The sequence below is a fragment of the Pseudomonas sp. LS-2 genome (genome assembly GCF_003605735.1).
GTDB lineage: Bacteria > Pseudomonadota > Gammaproteobacteria > Pseudomonadales > Pseudomonadaceae > Aquipseudomonas.
Genome location: NZ_QXTJ01000039.1, coordinates 319,006 through 344,961 on the forward strand (window position 1 = coordinate 319,006; position 25,956 = coordinate 344,961).

The following is a 25,956-nucleotide window of genomic DNA, read 5'->3' on the forward strand; positions in this document are numbered from 1 at the left end:
TTCAGACAGTTCTGTGGGGTCAGGTTCGGCGGGGCCGTTGATGCGGCGAGGATGGCGAGTGAGGTGACTGCTATAGCTGCATTATTCGGTTTAGTCATTGATTAATCCCATGTAATCAAAAGCCGATCGTCCTTGTAACGGTGCCGCTGCGCCGGAGAGTTTCATTCTCAACCGACCTACGAGACTTGGCGAAAAAATTGTACGGAAACCTAAATAGATAGATGTAGGAAATCACCTCGCGATTGCGGCGAAGATTCCGTTATTTATTACGGGATAATTTCAGATCACGATTGAAACGGCGCAGACATTTCCATCGATGGTCAATGCCCGAAAACAACAACGCCCGGCATGACCGGGCGTTCTGTTACTGCATATCAGTGCTTACTGGTGGTATTTCGCCGACATCTCATGCACCGCTTCGATGAACACGCCAGCATTGGCCGGATCGACTTCAGGGGTGATGCCATGGCCAAGGTTGAACACGTGACCGGTGCCGCTGCCGTAGCTGGCGAGGATGTTGGAAACTTCCTGGCGGATGGCCTGCGGATTTGCGTAAAGGACTGTCGGGTCCATGTTGCCTTGCAGTGCGACCTTACTGCCAACGCGACGACGGGCTTCGCCGATGTCGCAGGTCCAGTCCAGGCCGAGTGCGTCAGCGCCGGCATCCGCGATGCTTTCCAGCCACAGCCCGCCACCTTTTGTGAACAGGATGACCGGCACTTTGCGCCCGTCGTGTTCGCGAATAAGGCCACTGACGATCTTGCGCATGTAGGCCAGGGAGAACTCCTGATAGGCCGCCGCCGAGAGGCTTCCGCCCCAGCTGTCGAAGATCTGCACCGCCTGCGCGCCCGCCAGAATCTGGCCATTGAGGTAAGCGGTGACCGACTGCGCCAGCTTGTCCAGCAGCAGGTGCATGGCTTGCGGGTTGTCGTAGAGCATGGCCTTGGATTTGCGGAAATCCTTGGACGAGCCGCCCTCGACCATATAGGTCGCCAGTGTCCATGGGCTGCCGGAGAAGCCGATCAGCGGCACGCGGCCATTGAGTTCGCGGCGAATGGTGCTGACCGCGTCCATGACATAACCCAGATCTTGCTGGGCGTCGGGGATCGGCAGCGCTTCGATGTCGGCCAGGGTGCTGACAGTCTTCTTGAAACGAGGGCCTTCGCCGGTTTCGAAGTACAGACCAAGGCCCATGGCATCGGGCACGGTGAGGATGTCGGAGAACAGGATCGCGGCGTCCAGCGGATAACGTTCAAGAGGCTGCAGGGTGACTTCGCAGGCAAACGCCGGATTCTTGCACAGGCTCATGAAGTCCCCGGCTTTGGCGCGGCTGGCGCGGTATTCCGGGAGGTAGCGACCGGCCTGCCGCATCATCCATACCGGCGTGACGTCAACGGGTTGCTTGAGCAGGGCGCGAAGGAAACGGTCGTTCTTCAGGGCAGTCATGGCGGCATCCGGAAAAAAAGTGCCGGCATTTTCTCAGACACCAACGCAAAAGGCACGGTAAGTACCGTGCCTTTTGTCTATGGGGGCGATTTGTCGCATCAGAGATGCAACCGGTAGGAGCGTTTAGACGCCCAGATAGTCCAGAATCCCCTCAGCCGCGTTACGGCCCTCGAAGATCGCGGTCACCACCAGATCGGAACCACGAACCATGTCGCCACCGGCGAAGATCTTGGGGTTACTGGTCTGATGCTTGAACTTGCCTTGTTCTGGGGCAACCACGCGACCCTGGCTGTCGGTATCGATGTTGAACTGCTCGAACCATGGCGCCGGGCTTGGACGGAAACCGAAAGCGATGACCACGGCGTCGGCCGGGATGATCTCTTCGGAACCCGGAATCGGCTCGGGGCTGCGACGGCCACGGGCATCAGGCTCGCCCAGACGCGTCTCGACGACTTTCACGCCTTCAACCTTGTCTTCGCCAACGATGGCGATCGGCTGACGGTTGTAGAGGAACTTGACGCCTTCTTCCTTGGCGTTCTTCACTTCCTTGCGCGAACCCGGCATGTTCTCTTCGTCGCGGCGATAGGCACAGGTCACTGCCTTGGCGCCCTGACGTATCGAGGTACGGTTGCAGTCCATCGCGGTGTCACCACCACCCAGCACCACGACCTTCTTGCCTTTCATGTCGACGAAATCTTCCGGCGACTTTTCAAAGCCCAGGTTGCGGTTGACGTTGGCGATCAGGAAGTCCAGCGCATCGTGCACGCCTGGCAGGTCTTCACCCGGGAAACCACCTTTCATGTAGGTGTAGGTGCCCATGCCCATGAACACGGCATCGTATTCTTCGAGCAGTTGTTCGACCGAGACATCCTTGCCGACTTCGGTATTGAGACGAAACTCGATACCCATGCCGGTGAAGACTTCTCGACGGTGGCTCAGCACACTCTTCTCGAGCTTGAATTCAGGAATACCGAAGGTCAGCAGACCGCCGATTTCAGGGTTCTTGTCGAACACCACCGGGGTCACGCCGCCGCGCACCAGCACATCGGCGCAACCCAGGCCAGCCGGGCCCGCGCCGATGATCGCCACGCGCTTGCCGGTTGGCACAACGCGAGACATGTCCGGACGCCAGCCCATGGCGAACGCGGTGTCGGTGATGTACTTCTCGACCGAACCAATGGTCACTGCGCCGAAACCGTCGTTGAGGGTGCACGCACCTTCACACAGACGATCCTGCGGGCACACGCGGCCGCAGACTTCCGGCAGGGTGTTGGTCTGGTGGGACAGCTCGGCGGCCGCAAGGATATTGCCCTCGGACACCAGCTTGAGCCAGTTGGGAATGAAGTTATGCACAGGGCATTTCCATTCACAGTACGGGTTACCGCAGCCCAGGCAGCGGTGGGCCTGATCGGCCGACTGCTGGGGTTTGAAGGGTTCGTAGATTTCCACGAACTCTTTCTTGCGTTGCCGCAACAGTTTCTTCTTCGGGTCTTTACGCCCGACATCGATGAACTGGAAGTCGTTACTGAGACGTTCAGCCATTCTCTAGAACCTCTAACCGCAGCTTCAGGCGGCAAGCCTCAAGTTGCAAAAATCATGTTCGCAGGCACTCGCGCACTGCCGTTAACGTGCGGCGTGAAACCACGCCGCTGACAGCTGCCCTTACTGCGGGTTGGCGCGGGTGCTGGACAACAGCGACTTCAGGCTCGCGGCCTTCGGTTTCACCAGCCAGAAGCGGCGCAGGTAGTCATCCAGGTTCTCCCAGAGATTACGGCCCCACTCGCTGTCGGTTTCCGTCACGTACTCGGCCAGAACACGCTCCAGGTGGCTGCGATAGGCTTCCATCGCTTCGCCGCTGATGCGCTGGATTTCAACCAGTTCGTGATTGACCCGGTCAACGAACGTGTTGTCCTGGTCCAGCACGTAGGCGAAACCACCGGTCATGCCCGAACCGAAGTTGTAGCCGGTCTTGCCCAGAACGCAGACGAAGCCGCCGGTCATGTATTCGCAGCAGTGATCGCCTGTGCCTTCCACCACGGTGTGGGCGCCAGAGTTACGTACAGCGAATCGCTCGCCCGCGGTGCCCGCAGCAAAAAGCTTGCCGCCGGTTGCACCGTACAGGCAGGTGTTGCCGATGATGGCGCTTTCCTGGGTTTTGAACGGGCTGCCTTTCGGCGGCACGATCACCAGTTTGCCTGCGGTCATACCTTTACCGACGTAATCGTTGGCGTCGCCTTCCAAATACATGTTCAGACCGCCAGCGTTCCAGACGCCGAAACTCTGACCGGCCGTGCCCTTGAAGCGGAAGGTCACCGGAGCGTCTTTCATGCCCTGGTTGCCGTGCAGCTTGGCGATTTCGCCGGAAATCCGCGCGCCGATGGAGCGGTCGCAGTTGCAGATATCCAGTGCGTACTCGCCGCCGGATTTGGACTCGATGGCCGATTTGGCCAACTCGACCATTTTCTCGGCCAGCAGGCCCTTGTCGAACGGCGGGTTGCGATCCACCAGGCTGAACTGAGGCTTGTCGGCCGGAATGTGGTCGCTGCCCAGCAGAGGCGTCAGGTCCAGATGCTGCTGCTTGGCGGTTTCGCCCGGCAGGATGTCCAGCAGATCGGTACGGCCGATCAGCTCTTCCAGCGAACGCACGCCCAGTTTCGCCAGCCACTCGCGTGTTTCTTCAGCCACGTAGGTGAAGAAGTTGATCACCATGTCGACAGTGCCGATGTAGTGATCCTTGCGCAGCTTGTCGTTCTGGGTTGCAACGCCAGTGGCGCAGTTGTTCAGGTGGCAGATACGCAGGTATTTGCAGCCCAGCGCGATCATTGGCGCTGTACCGAAACCGAAGCTCTCGGCGCCGAGAATCGCAGCCTTGATCACGTCCAGACCGGTTTTCAGACCACCATCGGTCTGCACCCGGACCTTGCCGCGCAGATCGTTGCCGCGCAGGGTCTGGTGAGTTTCGGCCAGGCCGATTTCCCACGGAGCGCCCGCGTATTTGATCGACGACAGCGGCGATGCACCGGTACCGCCGTCGTAACCGGAGATGGTGATCAGGTCGGCGTAAGCCTTGGCCACACCGGCTGCGATGGTGCCAACGCCCGCTTCCGCCACCAGCTTGACCGAGACCAGGGCCGACGGGTTGACCTGTTTCAAGTCGAAGATCAGCTGCGACAAGTCTTCGATCGAGTAGATGTCGTGGTGCGGCGGTGGCGAAATCAGGGTGACGCCCGGCACTGCGTAACGCAGTTTGGCGATCAGACCGTTGACCTTGCCGCCTGGCAATTGCCCGCCCTCACCAGGCTTGGCGCCTTGCGCGACCTTGATCTGCAGCACGTCGGCGTTGACCAGATACTCAGGCGTCACACCGAATCGGCCGGTCGCGATCTGCTTGATCTTGGAGCTGCGGATAGTGCCGTAGCGGGCAGGGTCTTCACCGCCCTCACCGGAGTTGGAACGCGCACCCAGGCGGTTCATCGCCTCGGCCAGTGCTTCGTGAGCCTCCGGCGACAACGCACCCAGCGAGATACCCGCCGAGTCGAAACGCTTGAGGATCGCTTCCAGTGGCTCGATGTCATCGATGCTCAGTGGAGTATCGAGCTCCTTGACCTTGAACAGGTCGCGGATCATCGACACCGGGCGGTTGTCCACCAGCGCGGTGTATTCCTTGAACTTGCTGTAGTCACCCTGTTGCACGGCGGCTTGCAGGGTCGCAACCACGTCAGGGTTGTAGGCGTGGTACTCACCGCCGTAGACGAATTTCAACAGGCCGCCTTGCTGGATCGGCTTGCGCGGGCTCCAGGCTTCTGCGGCCAGGGCTTTCTGCTCGTCTTCGATGTCAACGAAACGCGCACCCTTGATGCGGCTTGGCACGCCACGGAAGCTCAGGTCACACACGGCTTCGGACAGGCCAATGGCCTCGAACAGCTGTGCACCACGATAGGACGCGATGGTCGAGATGCCCATCTTCGACAGGATCTTGAGCAGGCCCTTGGTGATGCCTTTGCGGTAGTTCTTGAAGACTTCGTACAGATCGCCCAGCACTTCACCCGTGCGGATCAGATCGCCAAGCACTTCATAGGCCAGGAACGGATAAACCGCCGACGCACCAAAACCGATCAATACGGCGAAGTGATGCGGGTCGCGAGCTGTCGCGGTTTCAACCAGGATATTGCTGTCGCAGCGCAGGCCTTTTTCGGTCAGGCGGTGGTGAACCGCACCGGTGGCCAGCGAAGCGTGGATCGGCAGTTTGCCCGGTGCGATATGGCGGTCGCTCAGCACGATCTGGGTACGACCGGCGCGCACGGCTTCTTCTGCCTGATCGGCGACATTGCGCACAGCGGCTTCAAGGCCGGTGGCTTCGTCGTAGTTCAGGTCGATGATGGCGCGGTCGAAACCTGGCCGATCCAGGTTCATCAGCGAGCGCCACTTGGCCGGGGAAATGACCGGCGAACTGAGGATCACGCGGGAGGCGTGCTCAGGCGATTCCTGGAAGATGTTGCGCTCGGCACCGAGGCAGACTTCCAGCGACATGACGATGGCTTCACGCAGCGGATCGATCGGCGGGTTGGTCACCTGCGCGAACTGCTGGCGGAAATAGTCGTATGGCGTGCGCACACGGCGCGACAGCACGGCCATTGGCGTGTCGTCGCCCATGGAACCCACGGCTTCCTGACCTTGCTCGCCCAGCGGACGCAGCACCTGATCGCGCTCTTCGAACGTGACCTGGAACATCTTCATGTACTGCTTGAGCTGGTCCGGGTTGTAGAACGCCGAACCGTGGTCGTGATCTTCCAGCGTCGCCTGAATGCGCAGCGCGTTCTTGCGCAGCCATTGCTTGTACGGATGACGCGACTTCAGACGGCTGTCGATGGCGTCGGTGTCGAGGATCTGACCGGTTTCGGTGTCCACGGCGAAGATCTGACCCGGCCCGACGCGACCCTTGGCGATGACGTCTTCCGGGGTGTAGTTCCACACGCCGATTTCCGAAGCCAGGGTGATGTAGCCGTTTTTGGTAGTGACCCAACGCGCCGGACGCAGACCGTTACGGTCAAGCAGGCAGACGGCGTGGCGACCTTCAGTCATCACGATGCCAGCCGGGCCGTCCCACGGTTCCATGTGCATGGAGTTGAATTCATAGAACGCCCGCAGATCCGGGTCCATGGTTTCAACGTTCTGCCATGCAGGTGGCACCAGCATGCGCACGCCACGGAACAGGTCGATGCCGCCGGTGACCATCAGCTCCAGCATGTTGTCCATGCTCGAGGAGTCGGAACCCACACGGTTAACCAGCGGGCCCAGCTCATCCAGGTCCATCAGTTCGTTGGTGAACTTGGTGCGACGGGCCTGCGCCCAGTTGCGGTTACCGGTGATGGTGTTGATCTCGCCGTTGTGGGCGAGGAAGCGGAATGGCTGAGCCAGCGGCCATTTCGGCAGGGTGTTGGTCGAGAAGCGCTGGTGGAACACGCAGATCGCGGTCTGCAGGCGCTCGTCGTTGAGGTCTGGATAGAATGCCGTGAGATCACGCGGCATCATCAGGCCTTTATAGATGATGGTTTTGTGCGAAAAGCTGCAGATGTAGTGATCGGTATCGGCGGCGTTGGACACCGACGAGCGACGACGGGCGCAGAACAGCTTGATCGCGAATTCCTGATCACTCAGGCCTTCACCACCGATGAACACCTGTTCGATCTTCGGCAGACGCTCGAGGGCCAGGCGCCCAAGCACGCTGGTATCAATCGGCACTTCACGCCAGCCGATCACGGTCAGGCCTTCGGCGAGAATTTCGCGATTCATGTTTTCGCGGGCCGCTTGGGCCTTGGCGTCGTCCTGGTTGAGGAAGACCATGCCCACGCAATACTGGCGCGGCAGTTCGGCGCCGAATTGCTCTTGGGCCACGGCGCGCAGGAACGTGTCAGGTTTCTGAATCAACAGCCCGCAACCGTCACCGGTCTTGCCGTCGGCGTTGATCCCACCACGGTGGGTCATGCAGGTCAGGGCTTCGATAGCCGTCTGCAACAGGTGATGACTGGGCTCGCCTTGCATATGGGCGATCAGGCCGAAACCACAGTTATCCTTGAATTCTTCTGGATGGTACAGACCTGCTTTCATAGACACATTCTCACCAGGCTGCCTCTCAGAGAGGCAAATTTCTTTTCAATTCAACCATTTACCGTCCACGCTGAACGTACGCCAGCTTTGCGGGAGCAAAAGGGAGGTCATTGTACACACCGACACAAAGCCTCACAAATTTAGCGACGAAACGTCGCAAATTTATGTCGCATTCATGAAAGGTTTTAAAACGATTCTCGTGCTAGCCAGAGCTTTGTTGCGAGTCTGACCAATGAGAGCCCGAAATTCAATAAGTGCCTGAGACGCAGACACCGCCAGGCGCGCTGCTCATTGGCAGCACGCTCAAGCGTGAGTTCGGGGGAGCTAATCGAGCGACCCGGGTAAGGTCGCTACGTTATCAGCGAGCTGCGGCGAGTTCCTGTTGGATACTGCCGACAGTACGAGGCCAAGGTTTACCAGCCTGAACCTTCGCTGGCAAGACTTTGATGGCGGCGAGTGCCGCATTGCGGTCTGCAAAACTGCCGTAAGTCACCACATACAGAGGCTTGCCCTGCAGGGTTTTCTTGAAGTAGCGGTACTCGGCTCCCTGCTCTTTCACGTAGTTCTGAGCCGTAGCTTCAGAGCTGGTGCCGAGGATCTGCACCACGTAATGCGTCGGGGCCTGACCTGAGTACCAGGTGCCTCCCGAGGACGCAGGAGCGGCGGGTGCCGGTTTCGCTGCCGGTGCCGGAGCTGGCTTGGCAGTAGCGACCTGAGCCGGAGCTGGCGCGGGTTTGGCCGCAGGCGCAGGCGCCGGTTTGGCGGCTGGCGCTGGTGTCGGACGAGGTGTCGGAACCGGCGTCTGGGCCATGGCAGGAGCCGGACCCGGCGTAGCACCCGCAGGCGGCGCAGTGGTAGTCACGGTTGGCGGTTGTAGCGGCTGATTGGCAGCTGCGCCGCCATCTTCGCCGTCACCCTCGCCCGAACCTGCGGCTTCAGCCAGTGGACCGCGCATCACAGGCTGCGAATTACCGACCAACGGTAGCGGCATTGGCTGCGAGTTACCGGCGAACTCGATGGCCGGGCCACCGTTGTTCGACTGTTGCGCAGGCGCCTGGCCCTGGCCCAGTGGCAATTGCGCCTGGGAATTGGCCGGTGCCGTCGCCGGCGCGTTGTTACGACCCGGAATCAGCCACGCGGCCAACACTGCTGCAACAACAACCCCACCCAAAGCCAATACGTGTTTCTTAGGCATTTTGAACCCCATACTTGGACGCTTGACCGCAGAGCGGCTGGCGATCATGGCTTCGATCATCGAGTCGCGTGCGACCTGGTTGATCGCACCCGGCCATCCATTGGACTGTTCGTGAATATCGGTAATCTGTTCGGCACTGAAGACTTCGATGCCTTGACCGGCACCCTCCAGGCGCTGCGCCAGATACTCACGGGTTTCTTCTTCGGTATACGGTGCCAGTTCGATGACGTGGAAGCGTTCTTCTTCCGTGCCGCTCTCGGCGCACAACTGATCCAGTCGATCGATGATCGAAGCCTCGCCGAACAGGAAGACATGCGGACGACCTTCCGGAGTGCCCGCCGCCAATCCCAACAACGCTTCGAGTGCGGATTCGCCAAGTTGTTCGGCATCGTCCACAAGGATGTAGACCTCTTGGCCGGTCAGGGCCAGTTGCACGACCTGCGACAGAATCGCTTTCATTTCAGGCTGCGCGACGTTCAGGGCCTGAGCCACCTGACGCAGCACGCCAGAGGCGTCACCGGCGCCACGGGCAGAAACCACCACGCTCTGGACCGATTGCTTGTTGGTGCTCGCGACCAGCGCCTGACGCAACAGGGTCTTGCCGCTGCCATGAGGACCGGTTACCAGCAACAGCAACTGGCTGTAACGGGCCAGATGATGCAACTGCCCCAGCACCGGTTTGCGCTGGGCAGGGAAGAACTTGAAGCCGGGGACCCGCGTGGCAAAGGGGTCATGACTCAATTGATAGTGACCGAGAAAGGCCTCATCGGCGTGCAAACTAGTCATGGATTTCTCATTAACCTCTAAGCTGATCCACCAAGGCGCGGTAGTCCGCGACCAGTGTGGCCTGTAGTACTTCTTTTGGATATTCGTCAGTCACCACCGCTTCGCCCATACGGCGCAGCAGTACCAGGCGCAGACGGCCATCGATCACCTTCTTGTCCACCGCCATGTGCTCAAGGAAATGCTCAGGCGTCATGTCTTCAGGCGGAACCACCGGTAACCCGGCGCGCTGAAACAGACGGATACCGCGATCTCGTTCCTGCTCACTGATCCAGCCCAGACGCGCGGACATCTCCAGCGCCATGACCGTACCTGCCGCCACCGCCTCTCCATGCAGCCAGACGCCGTAACCCATGTGGGTTTCGATGGCGTGGCCGAAGGTGTGACCCAGATTCAATGTGGCGCGCACACCGGATTCCCGCTCGTCGGCGCCCACGACGGCCGCCTTGGCCGCACAGGACCGCTCGATGGCGCTGGTCAGCGCGACCTGATCCAGGCCGCGCAACTTGTCCATATGATCTTCGAGCCACGTCAGGAAAGGCTCGTCACAAATCAGGCCGTATTTGATGACCTCGGCCAGCCCGGCGGACAGCTCACGCTCAGGCAGTGTGTTCAGTGACGCGGTGTCGATGAGCACCGCGTTCGGCTGGTAGAAAGCACCGACCATGTTCTTGCCCAGCGGGTGATTGATGCCGGTCTTGCCGCCGACGGAAGAGTCCACCTGGGACAGCAGCGTGGTGGGGACCTGAATGAAATCCACCCCGCGCTGATAACAGGCAGCGGCGAAGCCGGCCATGTCACCGATCACCCCCCCACCCAGAGCGATGACCGTCGTGCGACGATCATGGCGTGCGGTGAGCAGCGCGTCGAAGATCAATTGCAGGGTTTCCCAGTTCTTGAAGGCTTCGCCATCGGGGAGAACGATCGGCAGGACGTTGTAACCCGCCAGCGACCTGGTCAGGCGTTCGATGTACAACGGGGCAACGGTAGCGTTGGAAACGATCGCCACCTGTTTGCCAGCAATGTAAGGCTTGAGCAGTTCGGGCCGATCCAACAAGCCTTCGCCAATATGAATCGGGTAGCTACGCTCGCCGAGCTCGACCTTAAGTGTCTGCATGTGTCCCCACGCTGTTCTAACAATTTGATGCCCGTGCGCGCGTTCGAAAGCTGCGATACCGGCTATGGCGCAAGGCCGATTGGCGACCCTGCTTTTTATGGTCGCCGAGGATAGCGCATTTCCGTCTGCGCTTTAACGGGGAGGAAGCTCGGCCAACAGCGCAAGGATGTCAAGAACCACCATTCGAGGTGGCCGCTCATCGGTTTCGATGATCACGTCGGCTATTTCCCGGTACAGCGGATCGCGAATGGCGAGCAGTTCGCGCAGCACCCTAGCGGGATCGGCCGTGCGCAACAAAGGCCGATTGCGATCGCGAGACGTTCGCCCGACCTGCTGCTCCACCGACGCATGCAGGTAGACCACTCTGCCGCCAGCATGCAATGCGCGGCGGTTTTCCTCGCGCATGACCGCGCCGCCACCGGTTGCGAGCACCACGCCATCAAGGGCACAGAGCTCGGCAATCATGGCATGCTCGCGATCACGAAAGCCTGCTTCGCCTTCCTTGTCGAAAATCCACGGGATATTGGCGCCCGTTCGCAGTTCGATTTCCTTGTCGGAATCCTTGAACGGCAGTCGAAGCTCTTTGGCCAGCAGACGACCGATGGTGCTTTTACCAGCCCCCATCGGCCCTACAAGTATTAAATTTCGCACAGAATCAACGACTCACAGCAATCGCCTGGTTGTTCATGATACGCGGAGTGAGGAACACCAACAGTTCGGATTTCGACTCTGTAACCACATCCCGCCGGAAAAGGCGGCCAACATACGGCACATCGCCCAGAAATGGCACCTTATCGACGACTTTATTCTGAGTATTGGAGAACACGCCACCGATAACGATGGTTTCGCCGTCGGAAACCAAGACCTTGGCGTTGACTTCGTTTTTCTTGATCGGCGGCACACCGAGCACTGTATTCACGTAGTCGGGCTCATCCTTGGTGACCTTCACTTCCATGATGATGCGGTTGTCAGGCGTGATCTGAGGGGTCACTTCCAGCGACAGCGAGGCTTCCTTAAAGGACACCGACGTCGCACCGCTGGAGCTGGCTTCCTGATACGGCACTTCCGTACCTTTAAGGATTTTCGCGGTTTCCTTGTCGGAAGTGACGACTTTGGGCTGGGAAACGACTTCACCGTTGCCGGTCTTTTCCATCGCCGAGAGTTCCAGATCCAGGATCGTGTTATTGGTCAGAAAACCCAGACCGATCGACGACGTCGGGTCGGAAACCCCCATATCCACGTACGGGCCATTGGTGGCGCCGGCACCGGTCACCGTTCCGCTACCACCGGCGGTGAAGTTCCCACGCGTGCTCGAACCGCCCCAGCGCACACCCAATTCTTTGTCGTAATCAACGTTGGCCTCGACGATACGTGCCTCGATCATCACCTGGCGCACCGGAATATCCAGCTGCGAAACGATACGACGCAGCTCATCCAGGCGGTCCTGAGTCTGGTAGGCAATGATGTTGTTGGTCCGCTCATCCACCGTGATCGAACCGCGCTCGTCAGTCTTGGACTCGCCACTGGTCACGGACTGGAACAGCTTGGCGATGTCGGCAGCCTTGGCGTAGTTCACCTGTAGCAGTTCACGTCGCAATGGCGCGAGCTCGGCGATTTGCTTGAGCGACTCCAGCTCCTGGCGTTCGCGGGCCGCAATCTCGTCGGCCGGCGCAACCAGCAGCACATTACCCACTTTGCGCTTGTCCAGGCCTTTGGTCTTGAGCACCAGATCCAGCGCCTGATCCCACGGCACATTCTGCAGGCGCAGTGTGATACCACCTTGAACGGTGTCGCTGGCGACCAGGTTGAGGTTGGTGAAGTCGGCAATCAGTTGCAGCACCGAGCGCACGTCAATGTCCTGAAAGTTCAGCGATAGCTTCTCGCCCGTGTAAACCAGCTTTTCGGCGTTACGACGTTCCAGGTCTTCGTTGGTCAGTGGGCGCACGCTGATGGTCAGTTTGTTGTCGGTCTGATAGGCCGAGTAGTCGAACGTCCCTGACGGTTCGATGGAAATGCTGGTCTTGTCACCGCTGACGCTGGAATTGACGAACTGCACCGGCGTGGCGAAGTCCTTCACATCGAGGCGAACACGCAAAGGCTCGGGCAGTTGCGTCTTGGCGAAATCGACACGAATCTTTCCACCTTGCTCCTGAATGTCCGGCGCAATGCCCGGATCGCTCAACTCGATGACGACATTGCCCTCACCCAGTTCGCCGCGCTGGAAATCGACGTTTTTCACCGAACGCGGGGCGGGTGCATAAGACCGCGGAGCCGGCCTGGCTTGGGCTGCTGTTACAGTCGGGACGCTGACCCGCGGCGCGCCCTGAGCCGTGCTCGGCTGCGAACCCTGCGCGGCAGCGGCGCCCTGGCCCACGACCACGAACAGGTTATTGCCCTCGACCCGCGAGCTGTAAGGCGCGAGCGTGGTGAGGTTGATGATCACACGGGTGCGATCCTTGGCTTCGACCACCACGACGCTGTGGGCGTTGCCCGATCCCAGGTCGCGACTCTTGATTGCCAGCTGGCTTGTCACGCCCGGCAGATCCAGTGCGATACGCGCTGGCTGCTCAGTGGTGTAGCCACGCGGGGCCGCCACCGGGCCGTCAAAGGACAGTTTCAACTCGACCCGGTCCCCCGGCAGTGCGGCGACGTCCAGCGTTTTGAGGTTAGCCGCCTGGAGAATCGGTGAAAGCATCGCCATCCATAGCGACACGCCGATAATCGAAAGAATCCTGTTCATGTTCACATTCCACCACTGTGCAGATCCGAAGGTGTATCGCTTGCTTGCCATCTTCATGAGCGTTCTTTCAGGGATATGCTGCGCGGCCGCTCAAGCCACGCCCCCTCTCCATCAGGCACGATCTCGATGACCTGCACCGCCGACTCGGTGATGGCGACGATCCGACCGTCATTGCGGCCCAGATAATCACCGACTTTGACCCGATGCACACCTCCGGCGCCACGCAGCAAGGCGAAGGTACCGGTTTCGTTGCTCAGCGTGCCGACCATTTCAAAGCCGTCGATATTGAAGCCTTCGAGGAACTGTTTGACCCGTGTCGGATCCGGCTGGACCAGACGCGAGCCTTTCTGGCGATTGACCAGATCGACCTTGATCGGCGGCTGAAACGGACTGCGCAGGCTAGCGGCCGCGTAGGTAAACGCCTCATACGGACGAAACTTGGGCATCGGTTCGATGTTCCCCGTCGGACGCGCGCGCACCTCGGCCATGAACTGCTTCAGATCGTCGAAATCACTCGAACCGTCACAACCTGCCAATCCCATCAGCGCGACGCCGATGCACAACCAATGCACCGCCCTCATTTCGCCGGTCCTTTGTTATCGGTGCTCTGAAGCCCCTGATCGTTGTAGCGATACGTCTTGGCGAGGATGTTCATGCGCAGTTTTCCAGGGGATTTGGCATCCACCGGTTTGATTTCAAAATCATGCAACGTGACGATGCGCGGCAGGCTGGCAACGCCGCTGGCGAAGGTTGCCAGATCGTGATACGTGCCCGTGACAGTGATCTGTATCGGCAGCTCGATGTAAAACTGCTGAGCGGCTTCGGGCAGCAACTTGATCTCTTCGAACTCAAGGCCGCTACCCAGCCCCGTGCGAGTGATGTCTTCCAGCAGCCCAGGGACTTCAGTATCACTGGGCAACTGCCGCAGCAGTGCGCCAAAGGTGTTTTCCATCTCCACCATCTGGGTCTTGTACGCCGTCAGGTTCGCCGCCTGAAATGCCTTGCTGGAGAACTGGTCCTTGAGCGTCGCTTCGTCATTGCGCGCCACATCCAGTTGGGCCTGCATGTCCTGAATATAGAAAAAGTAACCTCCGGCCAAAACCAGCACCAGCAACAAGGCGCCGGCAATGGTTTTCACCGCAGCAGGCCAGGAACCCAGGTTATTGAGGTCCAGATCGTTGATGTCGATCTTGCGCAGGCTGTCCAGCCATTCATTCACCTTCATGGCTTGACTCCATCTACAGCAGGCTGCGTCTGACGCACGGTCAACTGAAAAGTGTTGGCCTGGTCGACCGCTCCGGCAGTGTTTGCCTTCACCTCGGTCAGACTCGGCGCTTCGAGCCAGTCGGAAGCTTCCAGATTACGCAGCAGATCCGACACTCGGTTATTCGATTCGGCCGCGCCGGAAATGCTGATCAGCTTGTCGGTCATCTTCACTTCGTTGAAATACACACCATCAGGCAGCGTCCGCGCCAGCTGGTCGAAGATCCGACCAATGATCGGCCGGTTGCCTTGCAAGTCCTGAATGATCTTCATCCGTTCGAGCAATTGTTTGCGGCGGGCTTTCAGCTCGCTGATTTCCTTGATACGGGCATCGAGCTGGACGATTTCAGTCTTGATGAACTGATTACGGGCGTTCTGGTGACTGATGGCGCTGCTCAAATATTGATCAGCCAGCAAAATCGCGCCGATGCCGGCGACGAGTACGCCAACGAGGGCAATCAGGAAGCGCTTCTTGCGCTCTTCGCGTTGCTGTTCGCGCCAGGGGAGTAGGTTGATCCGCGCCATTAGTCGAAGCTCCTCAAAGCCAGACCGCAAGCGATCATCAATGCCGGTGCATCACTGGCGAGCGCCCCCGCGTTGACCTTGGCACTCAACGCCATGTCGGCAAACGGGTTAGCGACCATGGTGGGAGTGCCCAGACGCTCTTGAATCAGGCGATCAAGACCGGCAATGGACGCGGTACCGCCTGCGAGCATGATGTAATCGACGCGGTTGTACTGACCTGCGGCAAAGAAGAACTGCAGGGACCGGGACACCTGCTGAACCACCGCATCCTTGAAGGGCTGCAGGACCTCCAACTGATAATCGTCGGGCAACCCGCCCTGTTTTTTCGCAAGACCGGCCTCGCCCAGGGACAAGCCGTAGCGGTGCTGGATTTCTTCGGTCAGTTGACGCCCGCCGAACAGTTGTTCGCGGGTATAGATGATGCGGCCGTTGTGCAGCACGCTGAGGGTGGTCATCGTGGCGCCGATGTCGATCACCGCAACGGTCAGTTGCTCGTGATCCTGACCCAGTTGGGCGGAAAGCAGGCCGAACGAGCGCTCCAGGGCATAGGCTTCAACGTCGACGACACGAGCGGTGAGACCGGCCAGCGCCAGCGCGGCTTCGCGCACTTCGACATTTTCCTTGCGGCAGGCGGCCAACAACACTTCGACGCGCTCAGGGTTGCGCGCTGAATACCCCTGGACCTCGAAATCGATGGCAACTTCTTCCAGCGGATAGGGGATGTACTGGTCAGCCTCGATCTTGAGCTGGTTTTCCATCTCGTCGTCGGAAAGACCGGCATCCATCTCGATGGTCTTGGTGATGACCGCCGAACCCGCGACGGCAACCGCCGCGATTTTGACGTTAGTCTTGGCCTTGACCAGCACCCGCGTCAAAGCATTGCCAACACCTTCGAGCTCGGCGATGTTTTTCTCCACCACCGCATTCACCGGCAGCGGCTCGACCGCGTAGGATTCGACCTTGTAGCGGGTACCGGAACGACTCAATTCAAGGAGCTTTACCGAGGTGGAGCTAATATCGATCCCTAGAAGGGTATTGGCCTTCTTACTGAAGAGTTCGAACACAACCGATTCCCTATGCGTTTCCGTCACTTACGGATATTTTTTTGTCCAACACCACTGTCGACAGCCTTGACAGTAGCGCAAATAACGCTCGACGACGAAAAATGCTTATAATGCCCAGCGTTTTTTTCGTGTAGCAAAGCTTCAAGGCGTGTTCATTTGTAAATGCCTGCGCTTAACTCATTCTTTTTTCTGGAAATCCAAAAGCCTTGATACGCCTGCTGAAGTTTTTCTGGTGGTCCTTTGTCGCTATCGTCTGCGGGCTGCTGCTCGGTTTGAGCGGCGCCTTCCTCTACCTCTCGCCGAATCTGCCTTCGGTCGACGCGCTGCGCAATATTCAGCTGCAGATCCCTCTCAGGGTGTTCAGCAGCGATGGCAAGCTCATTGCCGAGTTCGGCGAAATGCGCCGCTCTCCGATCCGTTTCGCCGATATTCCGCCCAATTTCATTCATGCGCTGCTGTCCGCCGAGGACGATAACTTCGCCAACCATTACGGCGTGGACCCTGGCAGCCTGATGCGCGCCGCCAGCCAACTGGTCAAGAGCGGGCACATTCAGTCCGGCGGTTCGACCATCACCATGCAGGTCGCGAAAAACTATTTCCTGACCAGCGAGCGCAGCTTTTCACGTAAAACCACCGNAGCGCCAACTTACCAAGGACGAGATTCTCGAGCTCTACGTGAACAAGATCTACCTGGGCAACCGTGCCTATGGTATCGAAGCCGCGGCTCAGGTTTATTACGGAAAATCCATCCGCGACCTGAGCGTTGCGCAGATGGCAATGATTGCCGGACTGCCCAAAGCCCCATCACGATTCAACCCGCTGGCCAACCCGGTGCGCGCCAAAGAGCGTCGCGACTGGATCCTGGGCCGCATGTTCAAACTGGGCAAAATCGACCAGAACACCTATCAGACCGCACTTGCCGAACCGATCAACGCCAGCTATCACGTTCAGAGCCCTGAAGTGAACGCACCGTACATCGCTGAAATGGCGCGTGCCGAGATGGTCGGTCGCTACGGCAGCGAAGCCTACACAGAAGGCTTCCGCGTCACCACTACCGTTCCGAGCAATCTTCAGGAAGACGCCAACAAGGCGGTCCAGGATGGTTTGATCGAGTATGACCAGCGACACGGCTATCGCGGGCCTGAAAGCCGCTTCCCGGGCCTGACACGAGATGCCTGGGCGCAGGAGTTGACCAAACAGCGTCCGATCAGCGGTCTGGAGCCTGCCATCGTCAGCCAGATCGACAAGAACGGTATCCGCGTACTGACCCGCAACGGCGAGCAGGAAGAAACCGTCGCCTGGGACAGCATGAAGTGGGCGAAAGCCTTCCTCAACACCAACAGCGTCGGGCCTAATCCGAAGCAGCCGTCGGACGTCGCTCACGTCGGCGATCTGGTGCGGGTGCAGCGTCAGCCTGACAACTCGCTGAAGTTCAGCCAGATCCCCCAAGCCCAGAGCGCACTGGTTTCGCTGGATCCGCACAATGGTGCAATTCGCGCACTGGTGGGTGGATTTGCCTTCGAGCAGAGCAACTATAACCGCGCCATGCAGGCCAAGCGTCAGCCAGGCTCGAGCTTCAAGCCGTTCCTCTATTGCGCCGCACTCGACAGCGGCTACACCGCCGCGAGTCTGGTGAACGACGCGCCGATCGTCTTCGTCGACGAGGCCGTCGACAAGGTCTGGCGTCCGAAGAACGACACCGGCACCTTCCTGGGGCCGATCCGCCTGCGCGAAGCGCTGTACAAGTCGCGCAACCTGGTGTCGATCCGTCTGCTGCAAAGCCTGGGCGTCAACACGGCGATCAACTACATCACCCGCTTTGGCTTCAACAAGGCAGACCTGCCGCCAAACCTGTCACTGGCACTGGGCACCGCAACCCTGACGCCGATGGAAATCGTCAGCGGCTGGAGCACGTTCGCCAACGGCGGCTACAAGATCAGCCCGTACCTGATCGACAAGATCGAAGACCGCGAAGGCAAGACCCTCTTCGTCGCCAATCCCCCGACCGTTCCGGCCAACGACCCGAACCCTAAAGCGGTAAGCGAGAAAGCCGTCAGCGATGCATCGACTTTCGCTGCGCCGCAAACACCGGCACTGACGGCCAACACGGCACCGAACGCACTGGACACCAACGGCGCTCCACCGGCACCCGCCGTGGCCGAGCGCATCGTCGATGGTCGCACCACTTACATCCTCAACAGCATGCTGCAGGATGTGATCAAGCGCGGCACCGGCCGACGCGCGCTCGCGATGAATCGTCCTGACATCGCCGGCAAGACGGGCACCACCAACGAATCGAAAGACGCCTGGTTCTCCGGCTACAACGGGGACTACGTGACCACGGTCTGGACAGGCTTCGACCAGCCAGAAAGCCTGGGTCGTCACGAATTCGGCGGTACCGTCGCATTGCCGATCTGGATGAGCTACATGAGTGCCGCGCTCAAGGACAAGCCGCCCCACGTTCAGGCCGAACCAGACGGCATCCTCAGCCTGCGAATCGACCCGGTCAGTGGCCGCTCTGCCACGCCAAGTACGGCAGGCGCGTTCTTCGAGCTGTTCAAAAGCGAAGACACCCCGCCAAGCGTGAACGAGCTGAACGGCAGCCCGGCACCAGGCAGCCCGTTGCCAGCAGACGAGTCAGCGCCTATCGACTTGTTCTGATACTTGTAGGAGTGAGCTTGCTCGCGATGGCGGCATGCCAGACACCTCCAGGGTGACTGAGGTAGCGCAATCGCGAGCAAGCTTACTCCTACAGCCAAAACAAAATTCGCAGCCACAAAAAAGCCCTGCATCTGCAGGGCTTTTTTCTTTTTGCTCAGTCAGCCATCAGCCGTTGAACACTTCATCCACGCTTTTCAGCGGGTAGTGTTTCGGATACGGCTGGGTAGCCACGCCGGTCGCGATGGCGGCTTTGGCAACGGCATCGGAGATCAGGCCGAGCAAGCGCGCATCCATTGGCTTCGGAATGATGTACTCACGGCCGAATTCCAGCTTGATGCCGCCGTAGGCGTCGCAGACTTCCTGAGGCACTGGCAGTTTGGCCAGTTCACGCAGGGCGTTGGCTGCGGCGATCTTCATTTCTTCGTTGATGCGCTTGGCGCGAACGTCCAGAGCACCACGGAAGATGAAGGGGAAGCCCAGCACGTTGTTGACCTGGTTCGGGTAGTCCGAACGGCCGGTCGCCATGATCACGTCGTCGCGAGTGGCGTGAGCCAGTTCCGGCGAGATTTCCGGGTCAGGGTTCGAGCACGCGAACACGATCGGGTTGGCCGCCATGGATTTCAGGCCTTCAGCGCTCAGCAGGTTAGGACCCGACAGACCCACGAATACGTCAGCACCATCCAGTGCGTCGGCCAAGGTGCGCTTGTCAGTCGCGTGAGCAAACTGCGCCTTGTACTGGTTCAGATCCGAACGACCGGAGTGAACCACGCCATTGCGGTCGATCATGAAGATGTTTTCGATCTTCGCGCCCATGCTTACCAGCAATTTCATGCAGGAGATAGCCGCAGCACCGGCGCCCAGGCAGACGATTTTCGCGTCGCTCAGGGTTTTGCCAGCGATTTCCAGTGCGTTGATCATGCCGGCCGCGGTAACGATCGCGGTGCCGTGCTGGTCATCGTGAAAAACCGGAATGTCGCACTGCTCGATCAGCGCCTTCTCGATCTCGAAGCACTCAGGCGCCTTGATGTCTTCCAGGTTGATGCCGCCGAAAGTGATGGAGATACGTTTGACGGTGTCGATGAACGCCTGCGGGCTTTCCGAATCGACTTCGATGTCGAATACGTCGATACCGGCGAAGCGCTTGAACAGCACACCTTTACCTTCCATTACCGGCTTGGAAGCCAGCGGACCGAGGTTGCCCAAGCCCAGGATGGCGGTGCCATCGGAGATGACGGCGACAAGGTTGCCTTTGCCGGTGTACTTGTAAGCGAGTTCAGGATCACGTGCGATTTCACGCACAGGCTCAGCGACGCCCGGGCTATAAGCCAGCGACAGATCACGAGCTGTCGCGGTGGCTTTGGTGAGTTCGACGCTCAGTTTCCCAGGGCGAGGGTTGGCGTGATATTCGAGAGCGGCAGTTTTCAAATCTGACATGTGGGCATTCCGCTTTTTTGCTGTTGGACAGACGGACGAACGAGCATACGCAAGTCAGAAAGTCCTAACAAGACTGCCGGGTCACCTGTGTCAAGGGGCCGCATCTACGACTTTCAGCGTAGAGCCGCGAAATACAAGGGCCTCAATGAAGACAATGCCCGCGAAAAATGTCCACAATTTAATTTAAGGTTGTATTCAACATTGCCGGATGGGTAATTGGCATCATCCAGCGCGCCTGACCCGATTTAAGGCCGCCGCGACGAGAACGATCTACCACCCACCCGCGAGCTTCGACCTTGCGGCCCTTCAGACGCTGAAGCGAAGCGAGATCGAATTGACTGACCAGATTAGGGGCGATGCGCAGCACAAGTGAATTCTGAAATTCGATCCAGACCCCGCCACCGTTGCGCTGCACATTGCTGACCTCACCGGACACCACGGCAAAGCCGCCCGTGTCGATTTGATCCGGCGACTGCACCGGCGAATTGCGCCACAGCCCCAAACCGGCCTGACGAGCAGTCTTCTCCGCCGCCTGCTGGCAGTCGACCAGCGCGACGTTCGGCGACACCGCCACCAGATAGCCCAGACCTTCAGCGAGCAGTTGCGCTTCCAGGTTGGCACCATTGCGCCCATAGAGATTGGCCAGCGTTCGGCCATAGTGATCGGTGGCCTGCTCACCGACCCGCACACTGACTTGACCATCGCTTTGATCGACAAGCACTTGCAGGCGACGCTTGGCCGCTTCGGCAAACGGCTGCGCGGACTGACCTTTTTTGCCAGTTTCTGGCGCATTCAGGCCAATCATGCGTACGCTGCGCCCATCGCTCAGGCGCACGGTGTCGCCATCGACCACGCGCTGGACCTGCGCAACTGGCAACGAGGCAGGCGCGGGGCACAGGGCCTGAGCGGATGAAAGCCAAATCGCAGACATAAAAAAGGCGCCCGCAAGGGACGCCTTCTTGAGCAGCCTGGAATAGCTCGGGGAGCGATCCAGAAAATCCACTCTTACTTCGCTTTGGTTGCGCCGAACGCACCGAAACGCGACTTGAACTTGTCGACGCGACCGCCAACGTCCAGAGTCTTTTGCTTACCGGTGTAGAACGGGTGGCACTCGTTGCAAACGTCCAGGCTCAGAGGCTTGGCCAGGTTGGAACGGGTGTGGATGACGTTGCCGCAGCTGCAGGTCGCAACGACGTCTTCGTAAACTGGATGGATATCAGCTTTCATCGGTATTTCCTCAGGCTAGCGTGCCGCCACCCAACACTATTGTTGAATACCGCACGGATTTAGGCCGGGCATATTAACAGACAGCGCAAATCACGCAAGAGAACGTTAACGCCGGTCGTCTGCTAAGATCGCGCCCTTGGTCATACTCCGTAACAGGAAATCCCCCGCGTGCCCGACGCCATTCTGCGCCTCGCCCTGCCCTCGCCCCTGCGTCGCCTGTTCGACTACCGCGCTCCCGCCGGGATTGCCCGCAGCGCCTTGCAGCCGGGCATGCGCTTGCGAGTGCCGTTTGGCCGTCGGGAGATGATCGGGATCCTGGTGGAGATCACCGATCACAGCGAAGTCCCCGCAGACAAGCTCAAGCCCGCCATTGCCCTGCTGGATGTCGAAGCCCCACTGCCGCCCGCGCTGTTCAAGCTTTGCCTGTGGACCGCGCAGTATTACCAGCACAGCCTGGGCGACACCCTGAACTGGGCATTGCCGATGCTGTTGCGTCAGGGCGAGCCGGCCGAGGCCCGCCAGGAGCGCTTCTGGCAGACCGCGCCGGGCGCCAGCCTCGACGACCCGCGCATCGCTCGGGCACCGAAGCAGAAAGAAGCACTCAGGACGCTGGCCCAGCACCCCCACGGCGTTGCCCATCAGCTACTCAGCAAGCTGATGCTGAACCGTGAAAGCCTGAATCTGCTTCTGGCCAAGGAATTGGTCACGGTCGAGGTTCGCGGCCATGCGCCGATGGCTCGACACGAGCATTGGCTGGCGCAACCCGAGCTGCCGCTGAACACAGAGCAACGCGCCGCTTGCGAAGCGATTCGCTCTGGCTTCGGCAGCTTTCATGCGTCATTACTGGCGGGGGTGACGGGCAGCGGCAAGACCGAGGTCTATCTGCAACTGATCCGGGAAACGCTGGAAGCCGGCAAGCAGGCGTTGGTGCTGATCCCGGAAATCAACCTGGGCCCCCAGACTCTGGCGCGTTTCGAACAACGCTTCAACGCACGCATTGCGCTGCTGCACTCGGCGGTCAACGACCGCGACCGACTGGACGCCTGGCTGGCCGCACGGGACGGCGAGGCGGACATCATTATCGGGACCCGCTCAGCGCTGTTCACACCGATGAAAAACCCCGGCCTGATCATCATCGATGAAGAACACGACGGCTCCTATAAACAGCAAGAAGGCCTGCGCTACCACGCACGCGATCTGGCGCTGGTTCGCGCACGCCAGGAAAACATCCCGATTGTGCTGGGCTCGGCCACCCCATCTCTGGAAAGCCTTCACAACGCCTACACCGGGCGTTACGCACTGCTTCGCCTGAATCAGCGAGCCGGTGGCGCTCAACAGCCACGCTTCCTGCGTCTGGATGTCAAAAGCCGCCCATTGGACAGCGGCATTTCCGGCCCCATGCAGCAGGCCATCGGGCAAACTCTGGCTGCCGGTCAGCAAGTATTGGTCTTTCTGAACCGTCGAGGTTTTGCTCCGACACTGCTCTGCCACGACTGCGGCTGGCTCTCGGAATGCAACCGCTGCGATGCGCGCATGACCGTTCATCAGCGCTCAGGCGAGCTGCGTTGCCACCACTGTGGTCACGTCGAGCGAGTACCACGCAACTGCCCGGCCTGTGGAAAAGTCGATTTGCGCCCTGTCGGTGCAGGCACCGAGCGCGCCGAGGAACGACTGGCAATTCTGTTCCCGGACTATCCGGTATTGCGCGTCGACCGCGACAGCACCTCGCGCAAGGACGCGATGAATCAGCTGTTCGCGACCATCCAGAAGGGCGAGCCGTGCATCCTGATCGGCACCCAGATGCTCGCCAAGGGGCATCACTTCCCCCGCGTGACGCTGGTGTCGATTCTGGATGCCGATGGCGGGCTGTTCTCTGGGGACTTCCGCGCCAGCGAGCGGATGGCGCAGCTGATCGTACAAGTCGCAGGTCGCGCGGGACGCGCCGAAGAACCGGGCAAGGTGATCATTCAGACGCATCTGGCTGACCACCCGCTGCTGATCCAGCTAACCGAGCAGGGCTATTTTGCGTTCGCCGAACAGGCGTTGAGTGAACGTCGCGCCGCCGGTTTGCCACCGTTCTCGCATCTGGCATTGCTGCGCGCCGAAGCGCACAAACCGGGACAGGCCGAAGGCTTTCTTGATGAAGCCTGTACGCAAGCGGAGCACCTGTTGAAGGAAATGGCGCTGGGCGGGATTGAACTGTTGGGCCCGGTTCCTGCTCCGATGGAACGCCGGGCGGGTCGATACCGCGCGCAATTGCTGGTACAGGCCAACGCCCGCGCGCCACTGCACAAACTGTTGGCGACCTGGATGCTGGCCCTTGAGAACATGCCGAGCGGACGACAGGTCAGGTGGTCGCTGGATGTGGACCCGGTGGATCTTTATTGATTGCCGAAATGCGATCGCGAGCAAGCTCACTCCTGCATGTGATTACGGCTCCTGTAAGAGCGCGCTTGCCCGCGATGGCGGTAGGTCAGCCACCGAAGATGCCGAATGTGACTACGTCATCGCGGGGCAAGCGCGCTCCTACAAATTGATACCGTTCGCCTAACCGCGCATCCATCGCGGTTGGCAAGGTGGCCCCGGCAACGGATAATGCCCAGTTTTTCCACCCGCGCATCGAGCGCTGCCGCGCTTGCGGTCGAAAGAGAGCATCATGAAAGACACCATTCGCCAGCTGATCCAACAAGCTCTGAGCCAACTCGTCGCCGAAGGCGTCTTGCCGGAAGGGCTGACGCCGGTGATTCAGGTGGAAAACGCCAAGGACAAGAAAAACGGCGACTTCGCCAGCAATATCGCGATGATGCTGGCCAAACCGGCAGGCATGAAGCCCCGCGATCTGGCCGAAAAAATCGTCGCCGCGCTGCCTGCCGACGAGCAGATCAGCAAGGTCGACATCGCCGGCCCCGGCTTCCTCAACTTTTTCCAGAACACCCAGGCCCTGGCGTCACGCCTGGACGCCGCGCTGGCCGACGCCGCATTGTCGGTGCGCAAGAATGGCCCTGCCCAGCGCGTAGTGGTTGACCTTTCAGCACCCAACCTTGCCAAAGAGATGCACGTCGGCCACCTGCGCTCGACCATCATTGGCGACGGCGTTGCCAGCGTGCTCGAATTTCTCGGCGACACCGTGATCCGCCAGAACCACGTTGGCGACTGGGGCACCCAGTTCGGCATGCTGCTGGCGTATCTGCAGGAAACCCCAGCCACCAGCGACGAGCTGTCTGACCTCGAAAACTTCTACCGTGCCGCCAAAGGCCGCTTCGACGAATCCGAAGAATTCGCCGAGCGCGCCCGTGGTCTGGTGGTCAAGCTGCAAGCTGGCGACCCTGAGTGCCTGAAGCTGTGGACTCGCTTCAAGGACATCTCGTTGTCGCACTGCCAGGAAGTCTACGAGCGCCTGAACGTCAAGCTGACCCCCAAAGACGTCATGGGCGAAAGTGCCTACAACGACGATCTGGCGAACGTGGTTGCCGACCTGAAAAAAGCCGGCCTGCTGGTGGAGAGCAACGGCGCCCAGTGCGTCTTCCTCGAAGAATTCAAAACGGCTGAAGGCACCCCGCTGCCGGTGATCGTGCAGAAGGCCGGTGGTGGTTATCTGTACGCCACCACTGACCTTGCAGCCGTGCGTTACCGCAGCAACGTCCTGAAAGCCGATCGTGCGCTGTATTTCGTCGATCAGCGTCAGGCCCTGCACTTCCAGCAAGTCTTCGAAGTGGCGCGTCGCGCAGGTTTCGTGACCAACGGCATGCAGATGGAACACATGGGCTTCGGCACCATGAACGGCGCCGATGGCCGTCCTTTCAAGACTCGCGACGGCGGCACCGTCAAGCTGGTCGACCTGCTGGACGAAGCGGAAGAACGCGCGTACGTCCTCGTCAAAGAGAAAAACCCTGAAGTCGCTGAAGACGAACTTCGTACCATCGCCAAGGCCGTGGGCATCAGCGCCGTCAAGTACGCCGACCTGTCCAAGCACCGGGCCAGCGACTACAGCTTCAACTTCGATCAGATGCTTAGCTTCGAAGGCAACACGGCGCCTTACCTGCTGTACGCCTACACCCGCGTCTCCGGTGTTTTCCGCAAGCTGGGCGAAGCGTTCGACGAGAGCAAAGGCCAGATCATCCTCCAAGCCGAGCATGAACAGGACCTGGCTGCGCGTCTGGCGCAGTTTGGCGAGACCGTGAACAACGTCGCCGAGAAAGGCACTCCCCACGTGTTGTGCGCTTACCTGTACGATCTGGCCGGGCTGTTCTCCAGTTTTTACGAGAACTGCCCGATCCTGAACGCGGAAAACCCCGAGCAACAGCAAAGCCGTCTGCGCCTCGCGCACCTGACCGGTCGCACCCTCAAGCAAGGCCTGCAACTGCTGGGTCTGGAAACTCTGGAGCGTATGTAA

General features: G+C 59.8%; 16 protein-coding genes and 2 pseudogenes. 4 read left to right on the forward strand and 14 right to left on the reverse strand.

What is annotated here, in order from left to right; genetic code table 11:
- Positions 1 to 381 precede the first annotated feature (381 nt).
- The 11 genes from hemE to D3M70_RS22745 form a co-directional block, all read right to left on the reverse strand.
- Complete coding sequence (hemE, locus tag D3M70_RS22690; protein ID WP_120127867.1) at positions 382 to 1,446, reverse strand: uroporphyrinogen decarboxylase; 1,065 nt, start codon at positions 1,444 to 1,446, stop codon at positions 382 to 384.
- 123 nt (positions 1,447 to 1,569) lie between these two features.
- Positions 1,570 to 2,988 carry an FAD-dependent oxidoreductase gene (locus D3M70_RS22695; protein WP_120127868.1) on the reverse strand — a complete coding sequence of 473 codons (1,419 nt, stop codon included), beginning with the start codon at positions 2,986 to 2,988 and terminating at the stop codon, positions 1,570 to 1,572.
- A 120-nt stretch (positions 2,989 to 3,108) separates the two neighbouring features.
- Positions 3,109 to 7,554 (reverse strand): glutamate synthase large subunit, encoded by a 4,446-nt coding sequence (gltB, locus tag D3M70_RS22700; RefSeq protein WP_120127869.1) that lies wholly within the window; start codon positions 7,552 to 7,554, stop codon positions 3,109 to 3,111.
- A gap of 358 nt (positions 7,555 to 7,912) precedes the next feature.
- Positions 7,913 to 9,535 carry an AAA family ATPase gene (locus tag D3M70_RS22710; RefSeq protein WP_120127870.1) on the reverse strand — a complete coding sequence of 541 codons (1,623 nt, stop codon included), beginning with the start codon at positions 9,533 to 9,535 and terminating at the stop codon, positions 7,913 to 7,915.
- Between the two features lie 10 nt (positions 9,536 to 9,545).
- On the reverse strand, positions 9,546 to 10,649 hold the full coding sequence (gene aroB / locus D3M70_RS22715; RefSeq protein ID WP_120127871.1) for a 3-dehydroquinate synthase: 1,104 nt from the start codon (positions 10,647 to 10,649) through the stop codon (positions 9,546 to 9,548).
- Between the two features lie 132 nt (positions 10,650 to 10,781).
- The gene (aroK, locus tag D3M70_RS22720) at positions 10,782 to 11,300 is read right to left on the reverse strand and encodes a shikimate kinase AroK (RefSeq protein WP_120127872.1); all 519 of its coding nucleotides are present in this window, start codon (positions 11,298 to 11,300) and stop codon (positions 10,782 to 10,784) included.
- 4 nt (positions 11,301 to 11,304) lie between these two features.
- Positions 11,305 to 13,389, reverse strand: coding sequence for a type IV pilus secretin PilQ (gene pilQ, locus D3M70_RS22725; RefSeq protein WP_120128396.1), 2,085 nt, complete (start codon positions 13,387 to 13,389; stop codon positions 11,305 to 11,307).
- A gap of 53 nt (positions 13,390 to 13,442) precedes the next feature.
- Positions 13,443 to 13,970 carry a type 4a pilus biogenesis lipoprotein PilP gene (pilP, locus tag D3M70_RS22730; RefSeq protein ID WP_120127873.1) on the reverse strand — a complete coding sequence of 176 codons (528 nt, stop codon included), beginning with the start codon at positions 13,968 to 13,970 and terminating at the stop codon, positions 13,443 to 13,445.
- The gene (gene pilO, locus D3M70_RS22735) at positions 13,967 to 14,614 is read right to left on the reverse strand and encodes a type 4a pilus biogenesis protein PilO (RefSeq protein WP_120127874.1); all 648 of its coding nucleotides are present in this window, start codon (positions 14,612 to 14,614) and stop codon (positions 13,967 to 13,969) included. Before pilO ends, pilP begins: the two co-directional genes overlap by 4 nt.
- A complete protein-coding gene (locus D3M70_RS22740; RefSeq protein WP_120127875.1) occupies positions 14,611 to 15,177 on the reverse strand; it encodes a PilN domain-containing protein in 567 nt (188 codons plus the stop codon). The genes pilO and D3M70_RS22740 overlap by 4 nt, the downstream gene beginning before the upstream one ends.
- Positions 15,177 to 16,241, reverse strand: coding sequence for a pilus assembly protein PilM (locus D3M70_RS22745; protein WP_120127876.1), 1,065 nt, complete (start codon positions 16,239 to 16,241; stop codon positions 15,177 to 15,179). The genes D3M70_RS22740 and D3M70_RS22745 overlap by 1 nt, the downstream gene beginning before the upstream one ends.
- A gap of 263 nt (positions 16,242 to 16,504) precedes the next feature.
- On the opposite strand from D3M70_RS22745, the pseudogene D3M70_RS33590 reads away from it, so the two are divergent.
- A pseudogene (locus D3M70_RS33590) lies at positions 16,505 to 16,877 on the forward strand (transglycosylase domain-containing protein); the annotation flags it as partial.
- A 1-nt stretch (position 16,878) separates the two neighbouring features.
- Positions 16,879 to 18,902, forward strand: a pseudogene (locus tag D3M70_RS22750) (penicillin-binding protein 1A); the annotation flags it as partial.
- A gap of 165 nt (positions 18,903 to 19,067) precedes the next feature.
- Here D3M70_RS22750 and D3M70_RS22755 read toward each other — a convergent pair.
- The 3 genes from D3M70_RS22755 to rpmE form a co-directional block, all read right to left on the reverse strand.
- Complete coding sequence (locus tag D3M70_RS22755; protein ID WP_120127877.1) at positions 19,068 to 20,336, reverse strand: malic enzyme-like NAD(P)-binding protein; 1,269 nt, start codon at positions 20,334 to 20,336, stop codon at positions 19,068 to 19,070.
- Between the two features lie 178 nt (positions 20,337 to 20,514).
- Entirely contained in the window at positions 20,515 to 21,267 is a 753-nt protein-coding gene (locus D3M70_RS22760) for a thermonuclease family protein (RefSeq protein WP_120128397.1), read from the reverse strand.
- A gap of 74 nt (positions 21,268 to 21,341) precedes the next feature.
- Positions 21,342 to 21,563: a 50S ribosomal protein L31 gene (rpmE, locus tag D3M70_RS22765; protein ID WP_062379238.1), complete on the reverse strand. Its 222-nt coding sequence runs from the start codon at positions 21,561 to 21,563 to the stop codon at positions 21,342 to 21,344.
- A gap of 168 nt (positions 21,564 to 21,731) precedes the next feature.
- On the opposite strand from rpmE, the gene D3M70_RS22770 reads away from it, so the two are divergent.
- The gene (locus tag D3M70_RS22770) at positions 21,732 to 23,951 is read left to right on the forward strand and encodes a primosomal protein N' (protein ID WP_120127878.1); all 2,220 of its coding nucleotides are present in this window, start codon (positions 21,732 to 21,734) and stop codon (positions 23,949 to 23,951) included.
- A gap of 268 nt (positions 23,952 to 24,219) precedes the next feature.
- Positions 24,220 to 25,956, forward strand: coding sequence for an arginine--tRNA ligase (argS, locus tag D3M70_RS22775; protein ID WP_120127879.1), 1,737 nt, complete (start codon positions 24,220 to 24,222; stop codon positions 25,954 to 25,956).

Coding starts and splice junctions, on each gene's coding strand:
- hemE (WP_120127867.1), bottom strand. CDS start 1,446: ATGACTGCCCTGAAGAACGACCGTTTCCTTCGCGCCCTGCTCAAGCAA.
- aroB (WP_120127871.1), bottom strand. CDS start 10,649: ATGCAGACACTTAAGGTCGAGCTCGGCGAGCGTAGCTACCCGATTCAT.
- D3M70_RS22755 (WP_120127877.1), bottom strand. CDS start 20,336: ATGTCAGATTTGAAAACTGCCGCTCTCGAATATCACGCCAACCCTCGC.
- D3M70_RS22740 (WP_120127875.1), bottom strand. CDS start 15,177: ATGGCGCGGATCAACCTACTCCCCTGGCGCGAACAGCAACGCGAAGAG.
- rpmE (WP_062379238.1), bottom strand. CDS start 21,563: ATGAAAGCTGATATCCATCCAGTTTACGAAGACGTCGTTGCGACCTGC.
- pilP (WP_120127873.1), bottom strand. CDS start 13,970: ATGAGGGCGGTGCATTGGTTGTGCATCGGCGTCGCGCTGATGGGATTG.
- pilQ (WP_120128396.1), bottom strand. CDS start 13,389: ATGAACAGGATTCTTTCGATTATCGGCGTGTCGCTATGGATGGCGATG.
- D3M70_RS22710 (WP_120127870.1), bottom strand. CDS start 9,535: ATGACTAGTTTGCACGCCGATGAGGCCTTTCTCGGTCACTATCAATTG.
- argS (WP_120127879.1), top strand. CDS start 24,220: ATGAAAGACACCATTCGCCAGCTGATCCAACAAGCTCTGAGCCAACTC.
- D3M70_RS22695 (WP_120127868.1), bottom strand. CDS start 2,988: ATGGCTGAACGTCTCAGTAACGACTTCCAGTTCATCGATGTCGGGCGT.
- gltB (WP_120127869.1), bottom strand. CDS start 7,554: ATGAAAGCAGGTCTGTACCATCCAGAAGAATTCAAGGATAACTGTGGT.
- pilO (WP_120127874.1), bottom strand. CDS start 14,614: ATGAAGGTGAATGAATGGCTGGACAGCCTGCGCAAGATCGACATCAAC.
- D3M70_RS22760 (WP_120128397.1), bottom strand. CDS start 21,267: ATGTCTGCGATTTGGCTTTCATCCGCTCAGGCCCTGTGCCCCGCGCCT.